Here is an 18763-nt window from a genome sequence, read left to right as displayed (position 1 = left end):
TGATTTTTGGCGGTGAGTACCAAATATAACGTTGTTATTTGTTTTAAGGCTGTGTTACCCTATAACAATTGCATAATTGTACTTTTCTGTACCAATATGTTATAACATTAGGGTAAAAAAAATCCCGAACAAAATGCCCGGGATTCCTAAATAGTTTGCACTGGTTATTTCAATATAGCTCCAAAGCTTTCGCCTGTTGCAATAAGTCTACCAGGTTGTCAACGTTTAATTTTTTCATTAAACGCGCTTTATAGGTACTAACGGTTTTTTCATTTAAGTTTAACCCTTCAGCAACCTCTTTGTTTCTTTTTCCGCTAGCCAAAAGCTTTAGAACTTCTACTTCTCTTGAAGAAAGTTTTCTAAAGAACCTTCTTGGCTTTTGTGTTCCTTCATCAAATGCTAGGCGTTGGGCCAGCTCATTGGTGATGAACATGTTTCCTTCACTAACCTTTCTAACGGCAGTGATCACGTAATCTAAATCTGCTGTTTTGGATAAGTATCCAAATGCTCCGGCACGAATGGTGCTTAGGGCATAAACATCTTCAGATTGTCCACTGTACATTAGGGATTTAACGTTGGGGAACTCTTGTTTCAATTTTCTTAAAGTGGCAATCCCGTTTATTTCAGGAATGTCCATTTCAAGCATAACTACGTCTGGGGTAACTTTTTCAAGTGATTCAAATAATTCGGATGTTGTTGAAACATCGGCAATGACCTCAATATCTGGACTTGATTCGAGCACCTGCTTAATGCCCAGTCGAACTATGGGATGATTGTCAGCTATTAATACTTTTATCATTTGGTTTGAGTTTAATTCTGTTTAGTACTTAATTACTTACGTGGCGTGGCAAGCAAGTTAACGATTTAGTGACGTAAAACTGTAATTTTTTTCTTAAAACCACAGAATTTCTGGGGTTTTTTTCGTCTTATGCTGGGTTTTTTGGGTTAAAAGGTCATTTTAGACGAGCAGGAATTTCACAAATAGGTATAGGAATCATCTTATGTTTGTTAGAAGTATTAAACTTTTTATAGATGTCGAATACTACTTTTTTTCTGTCAGAAAAATCATCAGAACTTTTTCCCATTGAATCCATTTCCATGGCCCATTCCAATTCTGGGTAGGAGGCGCCTATTTGGTCTTCGTCCGTTCTGCTATCTCCCCAAAGCCCATCAGTAGGGGCTGCTTCCATAATATCTTGGTTGATGCCAAGTACCCTTCCTATTTCATAGACCTCTGTCTTTAGTAGATCGGCAATTGGGCTTAGATCAACGCCACCATCGCCATATTTGGTATAAAATCCTACACCAAAATCTTCAACCTTGTTTCCCGTGCCTGCTACCAAGTATCCTTCCAGTGCGGCAAAATAATATAATGTTGTCATTCGCAACCGGGCCCGTGTATTGGCAAGGGACATAAAACGTTCCTCTTCGTTATCCACTTTTGGGAACGCGTTTACCAGAGTATCAAAAACAGGAGTTAGATTAACCTGTTGTCTCTTAACCTTAAAAAAGTTTGTAACCAACCAATCAATATGTTTATCTGCACGGGTAACTTGATTGGCTCCTTGATGGATGGGCATCTCCAAACATAATAAGTCCAATCCCGTTTTGGCACAAAGTGTAGAGGTGACTGCAGAATCTATTCCACCAGAGATGCCAATGACAAATCCTTTGCATTTTGCATTGGTTGCATAATCTTTTAACCAGTTAACAATATGTTCTATTACCTTTTCGGTTTGCATGTCTTACATTTTAGATTCAATAAATTACCTTTGTGCCCTGTAAATTTAAACGCTGTTACCTTAAAAATGAAGAGGTTGTTAAAATACTTTGCTAGCAATGTATTTGTTGGTGCTGTTTTTCTGATGCTATACCTATTTTTCGGTTGTAGAGAAGAAGATAAAACGGCAGCGGCCATTTCCAATATCCAGGTTGATCTTTCAATAGCACGTTTTGATCGTGAGTTTGCAAAAGCCAGTGTGGATGATATCCCAAAGCTTAAAGAAAAGTACCCTTATTTGTTCCCGGAACAGTTTGCTGACAGCATTTGGATTGCGAAATTAACAGATACCATTCAGTTGGAGTTGTCCAGTGAAGTGGATAAGGCCTTTGGAGACTTTAAAAAAGAGACAACAGATTTAGAATCTCTTTTTAAGCATATTGTTTATTATTTCCCAAAGTATAAAGAACCAAAGGTGGTAACGGTCACCTCAGATGTACGATATAATGATAGGGTAATACTTACTGATTCACTTTTGTTATTAGGGTTGGACAATTATCTGGGACAGGACCATCATTTTTACAATAGTATTCAGCGGTATGTAGCCAAGGGACTGGATAAGGAATACCTAACATCGGATGTTGCCAGTGCATTTGCAAAAAAGGTGGTAAAGCGTCCCGGCAACCGTTCCTTTTTATCACGAATCATATATTATGGTAAAGAGCTTTATGTAAAGGACAGATTACTTCCATTAATTTCGGATGCCCAAAAAATTGGGTATACCAATGAGGAAATGGATTGGGCACAAACCAGTGAAGAGGATATTTGGAAATATTTTGTGGAGCGCGAATTGTTGTACAGTACGGATTCAAAGTTGGACAGGAGATTTTTGGACCCTGCTCCATTTTCAAAATTCCAACTGGAATTGGATAGTGAGTCTCCAGGACGGTTGGGAAGATATATGGGATGGCAGATTGTTAGAAGTTTTATGGAAAAAAATGATGTTTCCCTAAACCAGCTTCTTACTATGTCTGCGGATGAAATTTTTAAGAAATCAAATTACAAACCAAGAAAATAAATGGCGGTAGCACATACTTCAGAAATAAAACTAACAGTGGGACTTGATGAAAACAGGGTTCCCGAGCAACTAAATTGGTCTGCGCAAGATGGCGGAATAGAAAATGAGGAAGCCAAAGCAATGATGCTTTCCGTTTGGGACAGTAAGAACAGAGAATCCCTTAAAATTGATCTTTGGACCAAGGATATGCCGGTTGATGAAATGAAAATCTTTTTTCACCAGACTTTGGTGACCATGGCAGATACATTTATGAAGGCAACCCAGGATGAAAAAATGACCGCCACCATGAGGGACTTTTGCGATTATTTTGCTGAAAAACTGGAAATAAAATAGGTGTAATTAGTTCAGAGGCTGATTGCCCTTGTTGAACGCTGCTTTGTCACTCCCTGTAAGATTTAGGGTGCGAATTATTTTCTCTCTTGTTGGCCTGAGCATAAAGAAATATAGTATCAGAATGGCAGATATCAACATAAAAACAAGATTCCCGGTCATGTAATATGCAATGATTCCAAAAAAGGCTGCAGCCTCAACCAGGGCGTACCTAATTATGGAAGCAGTCTGGAATCGTACCAACTTTTGCCTTAGGCTACTTGTCCTTGCAATATTTTTAATGGATTGTCCAAAGATAAAATTCCCTAAAAAAATACTGGACAGTGCAAAAATGGGAATTACAATCAGGAACATATCATCCGTATTGGAGAAATTGATATGTGTACTTTGGCTATTGAAATAAACAATCAAGCCAAAAACCAGGGGACCGGCAATCAGTCCCAAATGGATGATCGATAAGGTTCTGATAAACCTTTCTGGAGTAAAAGGGTCCGATTGGTTTTCCATGTTTTTTGCGTTGATCGGTTCTCAATATATAAAGGAATGTAAAAATAACACAGTATTTATGTGTCAATTGACCAAACCATGTTATGGAATAAAAGATACTGGGTTTGGGTTGATATTTTTAATATTTACCTATTGCTGAAAAATGGTTAAAAACGTTTGGTGTAAGATCCAATATCTTTTAAAAGACTCAGATTAGAAGTATGACATTCATTGTTGTTTAAACAGCTCTGCGGTGTAATCCAACAATTCTGTACCTCCTTCCTTACCATGTCCTGGAACCACAATTTCAACATCTGGAAATTTTGTTTTTATTCGTGATATTGTTGCGGACCACTCACTTACATTGGCATCTGAAAGATTACCTTTACTAGCTCCCATTTCTTTGACAAGGCAACCACCAAAAAGAAGTTTATCATCTTTAAAATAGCTAACTACATTGTCCTTTGTGTGACCTTCTCCTAAAAAGATGGTCTCTGTTTCCATTTGTCCCACCTTAAGTAAAATTTTGTCATCGAACGCATGGTTTGGCGGAACCAGGCTATCTTTTTTGGCCTCAGCAATAGTTAGAGTACTGCCATAAGATGGAATATCGTGTTCATGAATCGCCTCAAGTCCACCTAGGCAATCATCATGGAAATGGCTTGCCACCACGCCTTTAATAGTACATTCCAACTCCTTTTGAATATAATTTATCAATTCTGAGGTAACTTGAATGTTGGAAGGAGTGTCAAATATTATAGCGTCCTTGTTGTTCACGTAAATTACTCCATTACAGGGAAAAGAACCATAATCTGGAATGTGAAGGTAGGAGGTGTGTAGATAGACATTTTTGGACAAAGATTTTATGGAAAGTGTCTTGGATTCATATACCGTTGAGAGACGCTCTTTTTTGCATCCTAAGATGCTCAGGCTTATGATGACCGTAAGTGTTAGCACTTTCAAGATTTTACGACGAAATGTAGATGTGTAGGCCAATGGGAATGAAATATGTATTTTCAATAAAAATAAGCTGCTTTCCTTTACCGTGAAAAAGAAATCCATCCAAAAACTGCTTTTTGTTTACAATGCCAATTCTGGAACCCGCAATGCCATAATGGATAGTATGCACAAAGTTTTTAGTCCAACTACGTATCAATGCAGTCTTTGTGATATCACCTTTGGAATTGTTTCGGAAAACAAAATCTGGAAAAAGTTCAGGCAAGAAAGTGAACATGAAATGGTATTTCTGCATAAAGATGAATTCGCCAAAGAGTATACATCAAAATCGATGAATAAATTTACCTTCCCAATTGTGTTTTCAGAAAGTGAAAAAGGATTGGAGGTTTTTATACGTACTGAAGAGTTGAATCAATTAAAGTCGGCACAAGAACTGGTACGGCTAATTGAAGAAAGGATTTAAGCAATCGGTTACTTGGACTATGACTGGGAAGAAAAAAACTCCTGATTGATTTCACCAATATAATTGAGCAACTCATCCCTGCCTGTACGATTTGATGAAGAGGTAATAAAATGTGGAGGTGTTTCTTCCCAAGCACCTTCAAGTAATTTTTGAAGATAAGTATTGGCCTGCTTTTCAATTACTGCGGGTTTTAGCTTATCGGCCTTGGTGAAAATTATGGCAAACGGAATTTGATGCGAGCCCAACCATTCCATAAACTCCAAATCTACCGGTTGTGGATCGTGCCTAATATCCACAAGCACAAAACCACAGACCAATTGTTTTCTTTTTTGAAAATATTCGGTAATGTATTTTTGAAAAACCTTTTTGTCTTTTTTGGAAACTCGTGCATAACCATATCCTGGTAAATCCACCAGAAACCAATTATTATTGACCTTAAAATGATTGATGAGCTGGGTCTTTCCGGGTCGACCCGAAGTTTTGGCCAAACCTTTGCGTTCCATCAACATATTGATCAACGAGGATTTTCCCACATTGGAACGTCCAATAAATGCATATTCAGGTAAGGGTTCGTTGGGGCATTTGGCCACATTGGAATTGCTCATTACAAATTCGGCCGAGGTAATTTTCATGATTTAGAAGTTCCGCTTGTTGAGCCAGGCTTCAAGAATCCTGTTAAAATCTTCTGGGTGTTCCATCATTGGGGCATGGCCACATTTTTCTATCCAGAACAAATCGGAATCTGGAAGCAATTCATGGAACTCTTTGGCTACGTTGGGAGGGGTGACTGTATCATTTTCGCCCCAAATAATACAAGTTGGCGTATTCATATGCGGCAAATCCTTGGACATATTATGTCGTATGGCACTTTTTGCAATGGCCAATGTCTTTACCAGCTTCATACGGTCGTTTACCGTGGCAAACACTTCATCCACAATTTCTTTGGTGGCAACTTCAGGGTCATAGAAAACATCTTGCGCTTTCTTTTTTATGAATTCATAATCGCCGCGTTTAGGGTAACCATCTCCCATGGCACTTTCATAAAGTCCTGAACTACCTGTAATAACCAGAGCTTTGACCATTTCAGGGAACATTTTGGTGTGTAGCAGTCCAATATGCCCGCCTAGCGAATTCCCCAACAGAATAACATCCTTAAGGCCTTTGAACTCGATAAACCCTTCCAAGAACTTCGCAAAATTCTTGACTGTGGTTTTTAGCATGGGCATATCATAAATAGGAAGCTCTGGAATAAGAACCTGGTATCCCTGGGATGGAAAATACTCGGATACCCCTTGGAAGTTGCTGAGTCCCCCCATAAGGCCGTGCAATATAATCATGGGAGTACCTTCGCCCATTTCAATATATCGGTATTTACCTTCCTTGATAATATGTTCTTCCATCTATAGTTAGTTGGTCCTAAGAAGGGCAAATATAGGCAATTCAAGTTACACAGATTTTAGGTTTTTGGGATTGTAAAACCTTACCTTTTTTATGCTTCTCAAAATCATTCTAAAGGTTATGTTTTTCCTGTAAGACATTTTATAACCTATAAATCCATTTTTTCTGTAAAAGTGGAGAATTTATTAACAAAAGTGATGTTAAGTGGAGAAATGTGGAAATAAAATCTATATATTTGAGTTATTAATTGTAACCAATTGATTTCTAGTGACCCATATCATAGGACAACATGACTGTAAAGCTGATACCAAAGGAAGGGTGATTTTACCTATTTCCCTAAAGAATCAGTTGTTGCCCGTTTTAAAAGATGGTTTTGTGATAAAGCGCTCTGTTTTTCAACAGTGTTTGGAGCTTTATCCCAAGAGCGAGTTTGATGTATTGATGCAAAAGGTCATGAAAAAAAGCAAGATTAACAGAAAGTATGATGCTTTCGTAAGAAATTTTGTGGCGGGAATGAAAGAGGTCACAATAGATGGTGATACGGGAAGGTTGCAGATACCAAAAAATTTAGTGGAGCATGCTGAAATTGGAAAAGAAGTCGTGTTGAACGCTGTTTTTGACAAGATAGAGATCTGGAACAAGGATAAATATGAAAAGGTCCTGGCTGAGGGTGAAAAGGACTATGCAGACCTAGCGGAAGAGATTTTTGCAGACGATGACTAGGGAATATCATAATCCGGTATTGCTGCAAGAATCTGTGGATGGATTGAATATAAAGGAAGATGGGGTATATGTAGATGTCACCTTTGGTGGCGGAGGGCATTCCAAAGAAATATTGAAAAGGTTGGGAGAGGGTGGAAAATTGTTTGCATTTGATCAAGATGAGGATGCACTGGCCAATGCCATTGACGATGACCGGTTTCAGTTGATCAATCAAAATTTTCAGTTCCTCAAGCAATTTTTAAAGTTCTATGGCATTCGGAAAGTTGATGGAATCTTGGCGGATTTCGGGGTTTCTTCCCATCAGTTTGATGAGGCGGAACGTGGCTTCTCCATTCGTTTTGATGCGAATCTGGATATGCGGATGAACAAAAACAGTGAGTTGTCGGCTTTTGAAGTGGTGAATTCATATTCCCAAGAAGCTTTATCATCGGTTTTGTTTCAATATGGTGAATTGCGCAATGCAAATGCCGTGGCCAAAACCATTGTTGAGGCGAGGTTACAGGCTCCAATTAAAACAACGGATCAACTTAAGGCGGTGTTGAAGCGGTTTTTACCCAAAATGAAAGAGAACAAGATTTTGGCGCAGATCTATCAAGCTATCCGAATTGAGGTCAATCAAGAAATTGAAGTTCTAAAGGAGTTTTTACTGCAGGTACCAGAGGTTTTGGATAGGGGAGGAAGATTAAGTCTGATCAGCTATCATTCTTTGGAGGATCGATTGGTGAAACGATTTATCCGTGCTGGCAAGTTTGAAGGTGAGCCCGAAAAGGATTTTTATGGGAACATAAATGTTCCGCTAAAAAAAGTGGGAGGATTAATAGTGCCATCGGCAGAAGAAATTGCAAGGAACAATAGGGCAAGAAGTGCAAAGCTCCGTATCGCTGAGCGGATTTAGATAACGAGAACAAGAATGAAAAAAGGATTACTGGACATATTAAAAGGAAAGTTTTTGGTGAGTGGCGATGCTCCCAAAAACTGGATGTTCTTGCTGTTTGCCTCCTTTCTGGCGGCCATGATGATATCCAGTAGCCATAGAGCGGATAAGAAAGTGCATGAAATTGCTGCACTTAGCGAAGAGGTAAGAAAACTTAAAAGCGAATTTTTTGAATATAGGTCAACGGTGCAGCAATTAAAGTTGGAATCGTCCTTAAGGGAATCAGTAGCTGTTGAAGGGCTTTTGCCGTCAAAAAATCCACCATATAAAATCAAAGTGAAATCTAGCAAGTAATGGCGATTACGGAAAAAAATATTATGAATAGACTGTACCTGGTAGCGGGCTGTCTGGTCGTTTTTTCCATTTGTGTGGTAGTCAAGTTGGTGGATATTCAAATGATCAAAGGTGAGGATTACAAAGAGTTGGCCTTGAACAAAACTGAAAAAATGTTCACCATAGAGCCAAATCGGGGAAATCTATATTCGGATGATGGCAGTTTATTGGCGGCTTCCGTACCAAAATATGAGATTCGATTTGATGCAAAAACAGTTTCCGAAGAAAATTTTCAGAATAACGTAGCGGCACTTTCCGATTCTTTGGGCAAACTTTTTGACCGACCTTCTTCATATTATAGGAAGCTCTTCAGAAAAGCACGGGCAAATGGTAATCGTTACAAATTGGTGGCCAGAAATGTGGATTATTTGGATTATGTGCGGATAAAGCAATTTCCATTGTTCGAGCTTGGACCGTATAAAGGCGGTTTTATAGAAACACACCGGGTTGTTCGTGAATACCCTTTGGGTAAAATGGCCGCTAGAAGTATTGGTTACGAAAAGGTGGATGAAAATGGCTACTACACTAGAGTTGGATTGGATGGTGCTTTTGGGGAACAATATCTCCGTGGAAAGGAAGGAAAACGCCTAAAGCAAAAAATTGCAAAAGGGCAGTGGAAACCAGTTGGGTTGGACAATATTGTAGAACCGCAGGATGGATTGGATGTAGTATCCACTATCGATATCAGTATTCAGGATATTGCCCATCATGAGCTTTTAAGACAATTGGAAAAATACAAAGCCGATCATGGTTGTGTTGTAGTGATGGAAACCGCTACAGGTGAGATTAAGGCCATTTCCAATTTGGGAATAACCTCTAAAGGAAAGTATTATGAAAAGCTGAACTACGCTGTTGGCGAATCCCATGAGCCAGGTTCTACTTTCAAATTAATGTCCATGGTGGCAGCTTTGGAGGATAAAGTGATCGACACCAGTACAGTTATTGATACAGAAAAAGGTAGGTATCGAATCTATGACAGGGTGGTTAAGGATTCCAAATGGGGTGGATACGGTAAAATTTCGGCAGCAAAGGCTTTTGCGCTTTCTTCCAATACCGCTTTTGCTAAAATAATCCATGAAAACTATAAGGAAACACCAGGGAAATTTGTGAACCGCTTGATGAACATGGGATTGCATAAAAAATTGGGACTGCCCATCATAGGAGAGGGGAGTCCGGTAATCAGATACCCTGGGGATGAAGGATGGTCGGGAATTTCATTGGGTTGGATGTCTCACGGATACGAAGTGTCTATGACTCCAATGCAAACCTTGGCCTTTTATAATGCCATTGCCAATGATGGTGAATTTGTTAAGCCAAGATTGATCAAGGCGGTCAAGGAAGGAAATAAAGTTATTAAAAGCTTTGATAAAGAAGTTGCCAACGCCTCCATCTGCTCCAAAGAAACCATGCTCAAAGTACGTCAGCTTATGAAAGATGTAGTGGAAAAGGACTATGGAACTGGGCATGGACTTTATTCCAAGAATTTTTCAATGGCGGGCAAAACAGGTACTGCCCAAAAGAATTATGTAGCTAAAGATCCAGATAAATTACAATATATCTCATCTTTTGCAGGGTATTTCCCAGCAGATAACCCTAAATATTCATGCATTGTGATAATTCATGAACCAGATCGGGATTTGGGGATATATGGAGCTGATGTAGCTGGTCCTGTTTTTAAATCCATGGCGCAAAAAATATATGCCACCTCGCCAACGGTAGATGAAGTTGAAGGGAAAGCCATGAATGGGGAGGTTTTGGAAAAGAAATATGAACAATACTTTGCCCAAGCGCAAAAAAAATATACCAAAGTCCCTAATGTAAAAGGGATGAGCGGAATGGATGCAGTTTCATTGTTAGAGAATCTTGGACTTAAAGTTGAGGTTCACGGTAATGGAAAAGTGAAAAAACAATCCATTGTTCAAGGGACGGAAATCAATCAAGTTAAAAAAATAGTACTGGAGCTTTCATGAAGTTGTTGAAGGACATATTATATGGAGTTAGACTATCCGCGGTAAACGGGGACACCAATGTAATGGTAAACCAGATTCATTTTGATTCTAGAAAAGTTGAATTGGATGATGTTTTTGTGGCAATAAGAGGTTTGGTGACAGATGGGCACAAATACATTCAAAAGGCCATAGAACTTGGAGCCAAAGCTGTTGTTTGTGAAGAATTCCCGGAAATATTGGTCAATGGGGTCACCTATTTAAAGGTAGTGGATAGTAACAGTGCTCTGGCCATTATTGCTGCCAATTACTACGATAATCCTTCCAAAAACCTAAAATTGGTTGGAATTACAGGTACTAATGGCAAGACCACGGTGAGCACATTACTTTATAATCTGTTCAAGAAGGCAGGTTTTAAGGTAGGGTTGATCTCCACTATCAAGGTTTTGGTGGATGATAAAGAATACACTACCAGTCATACTACACCCGATGTGTTGACGATTAACGGTCATCTTTCTGAAATGAATGAAGAGGGAGTGGAGTATTGTTTTATGGAAGTGAGCTCTCACGGAATCCATCAAAAGAGATCCGAAGGATTGCATTTTGAGGGAGCCATATTCACCAACTTATCCCATGATCATCTGGATTACCATAAAAGCTTTGCAGAGTATAGGGATACCAAGAAAAAACTTTTTGATAATCTTCCGAAAACCGCTTTTGCGCTAAGCAATATTGATGATAAAAATGGTTTGGTGATGTTGCAAAACACCAAGGCAAGAAAAGTTAGCTATGCGCTCAAAACGTATGCTGATTATAGAGCGCAAATCTTAGAAAAACAGTTTAATGGCCAGTTGCTGAAGATTGATGACAATGAAATTTGGTCCAAATTGATAGGAGATTTCAATGCTTATAATTTGCTCGCCATTTATGCAACGGCAGATATTCTGGGGCTGGAAAAAATGGAAACCTTGAAGCTTATCAGCGAATTGGAAAACGTTGATGGCAGGTTTCAATACTATATATCAAAAGAAAAAATAACGGCAATTGTTGATTATGCCCATACTCCGGACGCGTTAAAAAATGTGTTGATTACCATCAATGCATTGAGGACTGGAAATGAAAACGTCATCACCGTAGTGGGGTGTGGTGGTGACCGTGATAAGTCTAAGCGTCCGGTTATGGGTCATATCGCTTCAGAAATGAGCAATCAGGCCATTTTCACCTCAGATAACCCAAGAACAGAGTCTCCTTCTATAATTATTGAGGAAATGGAAGCGGGAGTAGAGCCGCAAAACACGAAAAAAGTGCTTTCCATTGAAAATAGAAAGCAGGCCATAAAGGCAGCTTGCAAATTGGCTTTGGCCAATGATATCATTTTGGTGGCAGGAAAGGGACATGAAACCTATCAGGAAACCAATGGGAAAAGGGTGGATTTTGATGATTTTAAAGAGGTAAAAGAGGCTTTGGCGAACTTAAATAAATAATGTAGTCCATGTTATACTACTTGTTTGAATATTTAGAGAAACAATATCAATTACCAGGAGCATCACTGTTCCAGTTCCAAACCTTTAGGGCTGGAATGGCGGTCTTGTTCTCGCTGTTGATTGCTATGGTCTATGGTAAGCGGATCATTCTATTCTTGCAAAAAAAACAAATAGGAGAGAGTATTCGTGATTTGGGACTGGAAGGACAACGGCAAAAAGCAGGAACGCCCACCATGGGTGGTCTTATCATTATAATGTCCACACTTTTACCAGTGGTACTGTTCGCTGACATAAAAAACATTTATATCATTCTCTTAGTGGTCACCACTATTTGGATGGGTATTATTGGCTTCATCGATGACTATATCAAAATCTTCAAAAAAGATAAAAAGGGACTAAAAGGAAGATTCAAAATAATGGGACAAGTGGTATTGGGGCTTATCGTTGGCGCTACCCTTTATTTTCATCCAGAGGTCACCATAAAAGAAAAAGATACTACACGAATCACTGAAAACTTTAAGGTAGAAAGGGTGTTTGGTCAAGAAATGAAAGAGGTGATGACCAATGTTCCCTTTCTAAAAGGTAACGAACTGAATTATGCGGATTGGATTTCTTGGACAGGGGAAGGAATGGAGGAGTATGCTTGGTTAATCTTTATCCCTGTGGTGATATTGATAGTTACAGCTGTTTCCAATGGCGCAAACCTTACGGATGGAATTGATGGCCTTGCAGCCGGTTCTTCGGCAATAATTGTGTTGACGCTTGGAATCTTTGCATTGGTATCGGGGAACATCCAATTTTCAGATTATTTGGACATATTTTATATCCCAAGAGTTGGGGAGCTATTGGTTTTTATAGCGGCCTTTGTTGGTGCATTGATAGGTTTTTTGTGGTATAACACTTTTCCTGCCCAGATTTTTATGGGAGATACGGGAAGTTTGACCATCGGCGGGGTAATAGCAGTTATAGCCATCATCGTAAGAAAGGAACTGTTGATTCCCATTTTGTGTGGAATTTTCTTTGCGGAATCACTTTCAGTGATGTTACAAGTGGGTTATTTCAAACACACCAAAAAGAAATATGGTGAAGGCAAGCGAATATTCTTAATGGCACCGTTGCACCATCATTTTCAAAAGAAACTATATCACGAGAGCAAAATAGTGACCCGGTTTTGGATCATTGGAATTATGCTGGCCATTATCAGTATAGTGACGCTAAAAGTGAGGTAGATGACACGTTTGGTGATTCTTGGTGGTGGAGAAAGTGGAGTGGGAACGGCCATATTGGGGCAACAAAAAGGATTTGAAGTCTTTGTCTCGGACAAAGGAGAAATAAAAAAAGAGTACAGCAAAGTTCTTGAACATTTTGAGATTGAATGGGAGTCTGGTAAGCATACAGAATCTAAGATTCTAAATGCCGATGTAGTTATGAAAAGCCCTGGAATTCCGGATAAGGTGCCACTTGTAAAAAGGTTGGTGGAAAAAGGAGTTCCAGTAATTTCAGAGATTGAGTTTGCATCCAAATATACTGATGCTACACTGATAGGAATTACGGGAAGTAACGGCAAGACCACAACTACCATGTTAACACATCATGTGTTGAAAAATGGCGGATTAAACGTTGGAATGGCGGGGAATATTGGTGATAGCTATGCTAAGATGGTCGCAGAGCAGGATTTTGACCAGTACGTGCTTGAAATAAGCAGTTTTCAGTTGGATGGTATTGTGGATTTCAAACCACATGTTGCAATCCTTACGAATATCACGCCGGATCATTTGGACCGATATGATTATCAGTTTGAAAACTACATAGCTTCAAAATTTCGCATTGCGATGAACCAAGATGAAAATGACTACTTGATTTATGATGCCGATGATGAAGTTATTGAAGATTGGTTGCAACAACACCCGATTCAATCCAAATTGGTTCCTTTTTCATTAAAGGAAAAGCAAGAGCAGGGAGCTTGGCTCGAAAACGATACAATTAAAATAAAAATAGAACATAAAACCTTGGAAATGAGTACTGATATTTTGGCCTTGGAAGGGCAGCACAATGTAAAAAACACCATGGCAGCTAGCCTTGCAGCGCTATTGGTAAATGTGAGGAAGGAGACCATTCGTCAGAGTATCCAAAACTTTCAGGGAGTTGCCCATAGATTGGAAAAGGTGCTCAAAATAAATCATGTGGAATACATCAATGATTCCAAGGCAACCAATGTTAATGCAACCTATTACGCCTTGGATGGGATAAAAAAGCCCATTGTTTGGATTGTTGGTGGGGTGGATAAAGGAAATGATTATTCCGAATTGATGCCCATTGTAAGGGAAAAGGTCAAAGCCATTATTTGTTTGGGAATGGACAATTCCAAGTTAAAAGATGCCTTTGGCAATGTCATTGAGCCTATGGTAGAGACCTATTCCATGGAAGAAGCGGTGAAAGTGGCCTATAAAATTTCAGAACGGGGAGATTCAGTTTTGTTGTCACCGGCATGTGCCAGTTTCGACCTTTTTGAAAATTATGAGGATAGGGGGAATCAATTTAAAGCAGCAATAAAAAATTTGTAAATAATGTTAGCGGTTTTTAAAAATTTGAAAGGTGATAAAGCCATCTGGGGTGTAGTGGCCCTTTTGGCACTTTTCTCATTTTTACCGGTGTACAGTGCCAGCACTAATCTGGTCTATGTAAATGATGATGGAACAACCGTAGGCCATTTGATAAAACATGCAGTCTTACTGTTTTTAGGCTTTGGAATTATCTATGCGGTTCACCGTATACCCACACATTATTTTAAAGGGCTTTCCATCATAGCACTGCCCATTGTACTCATTCTTTTGGCGTACACATTGACCGTGGAGACAAAAATAGGTGGAGTTACGGCAAACCGATGGATAAAAATTCCCTTTGTTGGGGTAAATTTTCAAACATCAACCTTGGCGTCGGTGGTACTGATGATATGGATAGCTCGGTATTTGACCAAAATCAAGGATGTGGCCATCACATTTAAAGAAAGCATACTGCCACTTTGGTTACCTACTGCTTTGGTGGTACTGCTGATTTTGCCCGAAAACTTTTCTACGGCTGCCATCATTTGTTTTTTAGTATTGGTGTTGTGCTTTTTGGGAGGATATCCTCTAAAATATTTGTTCAGTATTGTTGGGGTTGGTCTTGTTTTGGCTTCCATGTTTTTGTTTGTGGTGTTCAAAACTCCAGAGGTGATACCGGGTCAAAGAGCCACTACATGGAAATCTAGAATAGAAACTTTTTGGAGTCCTGAAAAAGCTGGAAAAGATGATTTGCACCAATTGACTTTGGCAAAGATTGCCATTGCCGAAGGGGGAGTCGTTGGAAAAGGAGCTGGTAAGAGCGTGATTAAGAACATGCTCTCGCAAAGCACATCCGATTTCATTTTTGCCATCATTATTGAGGAATATGGACTTTTAGGTGGAGGAGCATTGTTGTTTTTCTATTTGTTGTTGCTGTTCCGGATTGTGGTTGTGGCAAATTCGGCCAAGACGGTTTTTTCAAAATTATTGGTGATAGGCGTGGGCTTGCCCATTGTTTTTCAAGCTTTTATCAATATGGCGGTAGTGGTACAATTGTTTCCGGTTACCGGGCAGCCCTTGCCATTGATCAGTATGGGAGGGACATCCATCTGGATGACCTGTATGGCTATTGGAATTGTATTGAGCGCAAGCAATAAAAAAGAAAATTTAGAGGAGGAATCCTTAGATATAGATGAAAGCAATCCTTTAGAAGTATTGAGTGGGCAATTATAGGTTTATACTTTCTGGAGGAGGAACGGGAGGACATATTTATCCGGCGATAGCCATAGCCAATGAGCTAAAGCGACGGTATCCAAAAGCGGAATTTTTATTCGTAGGAGCCAAGGATAAAATGGAAATGGAAAAAGTGCCACAGGCTGGTTATAAAATACAAGGCTTGTGGATCAGTGGATTACAGCGGAAACTGACATTGAAGAATCTAATGTTTCCGATTAAAGTGATAAGTAGTTTGATAAGAGCACGTAAAATAGTAAAGCAGTTTAAGCCAGATGTTGCCATTGGCACCGGAGGCTTTGCCAGCGGTCCATTATTAAAAATGGCCGAAAAGGCTAGTGTGCCGTGTGTGCTTCAAGAACAGAACTCTTATGCTGGCATTACAAATAAGCTCCTTGCGGGTAAAGCAGAGGCCATTTGTGTGGCGTATGATGGAATGGAACGCTTTTTTCCGAAAGATAGAATTGTAAAAACGGGAAATCCAATACGGTCAGATTTAGTGAATCTGAAAGTAGGCAGAGAAGAAGCTATCCAATTTTTTGACTTAGACCCAAACAAGAAAACCATTTTGATTATAGGTGGGAGCTTGGGGGCAAGAAGAATCAATCAATTGATTGAAAAAGAGCTTGGTTTTTTTAAAGAACAGGGAATACAGTTGATTTGGCAATGTGGGAAGCTCTATCACGATGAGTATAAAAAACATGATTCTGAATCCGTAAAAGTGCTGGCATTCCTAAATAGAATGGATTGTGCATATGCGGCGGCCAATATTATCATATCCAGGGCAGGAGCGGGGTCGGTTTCAGAACTCTGTTTAGTGGGCAAACCGGTAGTATTTATTCCATCACCCAATGTTGCAGAGAATCATCAAACCAAGAATGCCGAAGCATTAGTTTCCAAAGAAGCGGCTATACTATTGAAGGAAAACGAGCTTGATGAAAAATTTGAAACGACTTTTTTGGAAGTAATGAATTCTGAAAAGTTGCAGGAATCCCTAGGGAGCAATATCAAAAAAATGGCAATGCCAAAGGCTACAGAGCATATAGTTGATGAAATAGAAAAATTATTACAATGAATCTAAAGGACATACATAACGTTTTTTTCATCGGTATCGGTGGGATAGGTATGTCCGCCTTGGCACGCTATTTCAATTTTGTTGGAAAGCAGGTAATGGGCTATGACAAAACCAAGACTCCAATTACGGATGAATTGATTGAAAATGGAATTGCTGTCCATTTTAAAGATAGCTTGGATTTGATTCCTGAATCCTTCAAAAATGTTGAAAATACATTGATAGTCTATACTCCAGCGGTGCCTTCATCCCATTCCCAACTGCAATTTTTTCAAAATAATGGTTTTGAAGTAAAAAAACGTTCTGAGGTATTGGGCATTGTTACCCAAGATACATTCTGTTTTGCCGTGGCGGGTACTCATGGTAAAACCACCACATCTTGCATTCTAGCGCATATTCTTAAAGAAACGGGCACTCCGTTAACAGCGTTTTTGGGAGGTATTTCAGAAGATTTCAATAGCAATTTTGTGTTGGAGGGAACAGACTACTCAGTGGTAGAGGCTGATGAGTTTGATCGTTCCTTTTTGCAATTGTCGCCCAACGTGGCCTGTATAACTTCCATGGATGCCGATCACTTGGATATTTATGGAACTGATACGGAATTACAGCAATCCTTTAAGGATTTTACAAAAAAGATAAAGCCAAACGGAACTCTCTTTGTTAGAAAAGGTTTGCCACTTGAGGGAATCACTTTTGGAATACAAGACGGTTCTGATTACAGCATAGAAAACATTTCAATTGAACATGGTACCTACATATTTGATTTGATCACGCCTTCGGAGGTCTTGAAGCAAGTTCGCTTCAACAAACCTGGAAGGCACAATTTGCTCAATGGATTAGCTGCTTTTGCAATGGCGGTGCAAATAGGATCCCCACCCCACCGCCTAGCCAAAGCTTTAGGGACATTTAAAGGCGTTCAACGGAGGTTTTCGTATCAAATTAAGGAAAAGGACTTTGTTTTTATAGATGATTATGCGCATCACCCTACAGAAATAAGTGCTGTGCACCAAGCAATAAAGGAAATGCATCCCAACGAATTGGTGACTGCTGTTTTTCAACCCCATTTGTTTTCAAGAACAAAGGATTTTGCAGATGATTTTGCGGCAAGTCTATCAAAATTTGATGTCATTTTGTTGTTGGATATCTATCCGGCACGGGAAGAACCCATTGAAGGAATTACATCAGCTTGGTTATTGGATAAAATTGATGGCCCTAAAAAGAAATTGATTTCAAAATCAAACCTAATAAATGAAATAAATAATTGTAAAACAGGTGTTTTGGTGACCATGGGGGCGGGTGATATTGGACTGGAAATACCAAAACTCAAAAAAGAATTGGCGTATGCGAGTTAATTGGGATTATATAAAATTGACATTGCTTTCTGTGGCCATAATTGGGCTTTATGGCTTTGCAGACCATAGGAACAAGAGCAAAAAAGTGAGTGATATTTCCATTAAATTTTTGGGAGACAATAACTTATATCTTACCGAGGCCTCAGTTAATAAATTGTTAATACAAAAATATGGAGCGGTAAAAAATAGGGCAAAAGAACAACTAGCTTTGAATACCATAGAGGAGGTAATTCTGTCCAACGCTATGGTGAAAAACGCCCAAGTCTATCTTACTATAAATGGAGAACTTATATCTAAGATTGTTCAGCGTAAACCGATTGGGAGAATAGAGGGAATCTCCAAATTTTATTTGGATGATTTGGGTGAACGTATGCCGTTATCCAAGCATCATTCAGCAAGAGTTCCCATAATTACAGGTAAAATCACGGGAAAAAGCCTTGAGGATGCCTATACTATTCTGAATTACATCAACGAGGACGATTTTCTTAGGAAAAATGTTATCGGAATACATATTGAGGAAGAAGGAAAATATCAGCTCAAGTTTAGGTTGGAAAACTTTGTGGTGAATTTGGGAGGAGTGGAGAATCTCAATGAAAAGTTTAAAAATTTTATGGCATTTTATGCCAAGGCATCCAAGGACAATTCTTTGGAAAAATATGCAACAGTGAGTTTGGAGTTCAACAATCAAGTGGTTTGCACCAAAATATAAAG

At 39.2% G+C, this 18763-nt stretch carries 20 protein-coding genes; 14 read left to right on the top strand and 6 right to left on the bottom strand.

Translation table 11 applies throughout. The features are described from left to right. Nucleotides 1-169: 169 nt before the first annotated feature. Entirely contained in the window at nucleotides 170-799 is a 630-nt protein-coding gene (locus tag ACOQO1_RS09445) for a response regulator (protein WP_420602628.1), read from the bottom strand. Nucleotides 800-953: 154 nt separating this feature from the next. Next, nucleotides 954-1742 (bottom strand): NAD(+) synthase, encoded by a 789-nt coding sequence (gene nadE, locus ACOQO1_RS09440; RefSeq protein ID WP_420602627.1) that lies wholly within the window; start codon nucleotides 1740-1742, stop codon nucleotides 954-956. A gap of 66 nt (nucleotides 1743-1808) precedes the next feature. Between nadE and gldB the strand changes: the two genes are divergently transcribed. Together gldB and gldC are read left to right on the top strand one after the other, a co-directional pair. After that, nucleotides 1809-2798 carry a gliding motility lipoprotein GldB gene (gene gldB, locus ACOQO1_RS09435; RefSeq protein ID WP_420602626.1) on the top strand — a complete coding sequence of 330 codons (990 nt, stop codon included), beginning with the start codon at nucleotides 1809-1811 and terminating at the stop codon, nucleotides 2796-2798. After that, the gene (gene gldC / locus ACOQO1_RS09430; protein WP_420602625.1) at nucleotides 2799-3131 is read left to right on the top strand and encodes a gliding motility protein GldC; all 333 of its coding nucleotides are present in this window, start codon (nucleotides 2799-2801) and stop codon (nucleotides 3129-3131) included. A gap of 6 nt (nucleotides 3132-3137) precedes the next feature. Here gldC and ACOQO1_RS09425 read toward each other — a convergent pair whose 3' ends face one another. Next, on the bottom strand, nucleotides 3138-3635 hold the full coding sequence (locus ACOQO1_RS09425; RefSeq protein WP_420602624.1) for a hypothetical protein: 498 nt from the start codon (nucleotides 3633-3635) through the stop codon (nucleotides 3138-3140). Between the two features lie 207 nt (nucleotides 3636-3842). Beyond that, nucleotides 3843-4676, bottom strand: coding sequence for a subclass B1 metallo-beta-lactamase (gene bla, locus ACOQO1_RS09420; RefSeq protein WP_420602623.1), 834 nt, complete (start codon nucleotides 4674-4676; stop codon nucleotides 3843-3845). Here bla and ACOQO1_RS09415 point away from each other — a divergent pair. Beyond that, nucleotides 4660-5034: a GTPase gene (locus tag ACOQO1_RS09415; protein ID WP_420602622.1), complete on the top strand. Its 375-nt coding sequence runs from the start codon at nucleotides 4660-4662 to the stop codon at nucleotides 5032-5034. The two genes, bla and ACOQO1_RS09415, sit on opposite strands and share 17 nt — an antisense overlap. Before the next feature lie 17 nt (nucleotides 5035-5051). Here ACOQO1_RS09415 and yihA read toward each other — a convergent pair whose 3' ends face one another. Then, nucleotides 5052-5666: a ribosome biogenesis GTP-binding protein YihA/YsxC gene (gene yihA, locus ACOQO1_RS09410; RefSeq protein ID WP_420602621.1), complete on the bottom strand. Its 615-nt coding sequence runs from the start codon at nucleotides 5664-5666 to the stop codon at nucleotides 5052-5054. A gap of 3 nt (nucleotides 5667-5669) precedes the next feature. Next, a complete protein-coding gene (locus ACOQO1_RS09405) occupies nucleotides 5670-6434 on the bottom strand; it encodes an alpha/beta fold hydrolase (RefSeq protein WP_420602620.1) in 765 nt (254 codons plus the stop codon). Nucleotides 6435-6699: 265 nt separating this feature from the next. Here ACOQO1_RS09405 and ACOQO1_RS09400 point away from each other — a divergent pair, with 265 nt between their 5' ends. The 11 genes from ACOQO1_RS09400 to ACOQO1_RS09350 are packed head-to-tail and all read left to right on the top strand — an operon-like array spanning nucleotide 6700 to nucleotide 18761. Further along, nucleotides 6700-7155 (top strand): division/cell wall cluster transcriptional repressor MraZ, encoded by a 456-nt coding sequence (locus ACOQO1_RS09400; protein WP_420602619.1) that lies wholly within the window; start codon nucleotides 6700-6702, stop codon nucleotides 7153-7155. Further along, complete coding sequence (gene rsmH / locus ACOQO1_RS09395) at nucleotides 7148-8050, top strand: 16S rRNA (cytosine(1402)-N(4))-methyltransferase RsmH (protein ID WP_420602618.1); 903 nt, start codon at nucleotides 7148-7150, stop codon at nucleotides 8048-8050. Before ACOQO1_RS09400 ends, rsmH begins: the two co-directional genes overlap by 8 nt. Nucleotides 8051-8065: 15 nt before the next feature. After that, nucleotides 8066-8383, top strand: a complete 318-nt coding sequence (locus tag ACOQO1_RS09390; protein WP_420602617.1) for an FtsL-like putative cell division protein — start codon at nucleotides 8066-8068, stop codon at nucleotides 8381-8383. Continuing rightward, nucleotides 8383-10392, top strand: a complete 2010-nt coding sequence (locus ACOQO1_RS09385) for a penicillin-binding protein (RefSeq protein ID WP_420602616.1) — start codon at nucleotides 8383-8385, stop codon at nucleotides 10390-10392. The genes ACOQO1_RS09390 and ACOQO1_RS09385 overlap by 1 nt, the downstream gene beginning before the upstream one ends. Next, complete coding sequence (locus tag ACOQO1_RS09380; RefSeq protein WP_420602615.1) at nucleotides 10389-11852, top strand: UDP-N-acetylmuramoyl-L-alanyl-D-glutamate--2,6-diaminopimelate ligase; 1464 nt, start codon at nucleotides 10389-10391, stop codon at nucleotides 11850-11852. Before ACOQO1_RS09385 ends, ACOQO1_RS09380 begins: the two co-directional genes overlap by 4 nt. Nucleotides 11853-11860: 8 nt before the next feature. Then, nucleotides 11861-13081, top strand: a complete 1221-nt coding sequence (gene mraY / locus ACOQO1_RS09375; RefSeq protein ID WP_420602614.1) for a phospho-N-acetylmuramoyl-pentapeptide-transferase — start codon at nucleotides 11861-11863, stop codon at nucleotides 13079-13081. Next, nucleotides 13082-14416 (top strand): UDP-N-acetylmuramoyl-L-alanine--D-glutamate ligase, encoded by a 1335-nt coding sequence (murD, locus tag ACOQO1_RS09370; RefSeq protein ID WP_420602613.1) that lies wholly within the window; start codon nucleotides 13082-13084, stop codon nucleotides 14414-14416. A 3-nt stretch (nucleotides 14417-14419) separates the two neighbouring features. Next, nucleotides 14420-15628, top strand: a complete 1209-nt coding sequence (locus ACOQO1_RS09365) for an FtsW/RodA/SpoVE family cell cycle protein (protein ID WP_420602612.1) — start codon at nucleotides 14420-14422, stop codon at nucleotides 15626-15628. After that, entirely contained in the window at nucleotides 15615-16703 is a 1089-nt protein-coding gene (murG, locus tag ACOQO1_RS09360) for an undecaprenyldiphospho-muramoylpentapeptide beta-N-acetylglucosaminyltransferase (RefSeq protein ID WP_420602611.1), read from the top strand. Before ACOQO1_RS09365 ends, murG begins: the two co-directional genes overlap by 14 nt. Beyond that, nucleotides 16700-18052 carry a UDP-N-acetylmuramate--L-alanine ligase gene (gene murC / locus ACOQO1_RS09355; RefSeq protein ID WP_420602610.1) on the top strand — a complete coding sequence of 451 codons (1353 nt, stop codon included), beginning with the start codon at nucleotides 16700-16702 and terminating at the stop codon, nucleotides 18050-18052. Before murG ends, murC begins: the two co-directional genes overlap by 4 nt. Then, complete coding sequence (locus ACOQO1_RS09350; protein WP_420602609.1) at nucleotides 18042-18761, top strand: cell division protein FtsQ/DivIB; 720 nt, start codon at nucleotides 18042-18044, stop codon at nucleotides 18759-18761. Before murC ends, ACOQO1_RS09350 begins: the two co-directional genes overlap by 11 nt. The last annotated feature ends 2 nt before the right edge of the window (nucleotides 18762-18763 follow it).

The sequence above is a fragment of the Flagellimonas sp. genome, assembly GCF_965222555.1.
Lineage (GTDB): Bacteria > Bacteroidota > Bacteroidia > Flavobacteriales > Flavobacteriaceae > Flagellimonas.
Note: the sequence above shows the minus strand (reverse complement) of the source record. Positions and strands in the feature narration are given on the sequence as shown.

Bases quoted from the DNA above. Each gene is read 5' to 3' on its own strand.
- ACOQO1_RS09445 (WP_420602628.1), bottom strand. From the start codon at position 799: ATGATAAAAGTATTAATAGCTGACAATCATCCCATAGTTCGACTGGGC.
- nadE (WP_420602627.1), bottom strand. From the start codon at position 1,742: ATGCAAACCGAAAAGGTAATAGAACATATTGTTAACTGGTTAAAAGAT.
- gldB (WP_420602626.1), top strand. From the start codon at position 1,809: ATGAAGAGGTTGTTAAAATACTTTGCTAGCAATGTATTTGTTGGTGCT.
- gldC (WP_420602625.1), top strand. From the start codon at position 2,799: ATGGCGGTAGCACATACTTCAGAAATAAAACTAACAGTGGGACTTGAT.
- ACOQO1_RS09425 (WP_420602624.1), bottom strand. From the start codon at position 3,635: ATGGAAAACCAATCGGACCCTTTTACTCCAGAAAGGTTTATCAGAACC.
- bla (WP_420602623.1), bottom strand. From the start codon at position 4,676: ATGGATTTCTTTTTCACGGTAAAGGAAAGCAGCTTATTTTTATTGAAA.
- yihA (WP_420602621.1), bottom strand. From the start codon at position 5,666: ATGAAAATTACCTCGGCCGAATTTGTAATGAGCAATTCCAATGTGGCC.
- ACOQO1_RS09405 (WP_420602620.1), bottom strand. From the start codon at position 6,434: ATGGAAGAACATATTATCAAGGAAGGTAAATACCGATATATTGAAATG.
- rsmH (WP_420602618.1), top strand. From the start codon at position 7,148: ATGACTAGGGAATATCATAATCCGGTATTGCTGCAAGAATCTGTGGAT.
- ACOQO1_RS09390 (WP_420602617.1), top strand. From the start codon at position 8,066: ATGAAAAAAGGATTACTGGACATATTAAAAGGAAAGTTTTTGGTGAGT.
- ACOQO1_RS09385 (WP_420602616.1), top strand. From the start codon at position 8,383: ATGGCGATTACGGAAAAAAATATTATGAATAGACTGTACCTGGTAGCG.
- ACOQO1_RS09380 (WP_420602615.1), top strand. From the start codon at position 10,389: ATGAAGTTGTTGAAGGACATATTATATGGAGTTAGACTATCCGCGGTA.
- mraY (WP_420602614.1), top strand. From the start codon at position 11,861: ATGTTATACTACTTGTTTGAATATTTAGAGAAACAATATCAATTACCA.
- murD (WP_420602613.1), top strand. From the start codon at position 13,082: ATGACACGTTTGGTGATTCTTGGTGGTGGAGAAAGTGGAGTGGGAACG.
- ACOQO1_RS09365 (WP_420602612.1), top strand. From the start codon at position 14,420: ATGTTAGCGGTTTTTAAAAATTTGAAAGGTGATAAAGCCATCTGGGGT.
- murC (WP_420602610.1), top strand. From the start codon at position 16,700: ATGAATCTAAAGGACATACATAACGTTTTTTTCATCGGTATCGGTGGG.
- ACOQO1_RS09350 (WP_420602609.1), top strand. From the start codon at position 18,042: ATGCGAGTTAATTGGGATTATATAAAATTGACATTGCTTTCTGTGGCC.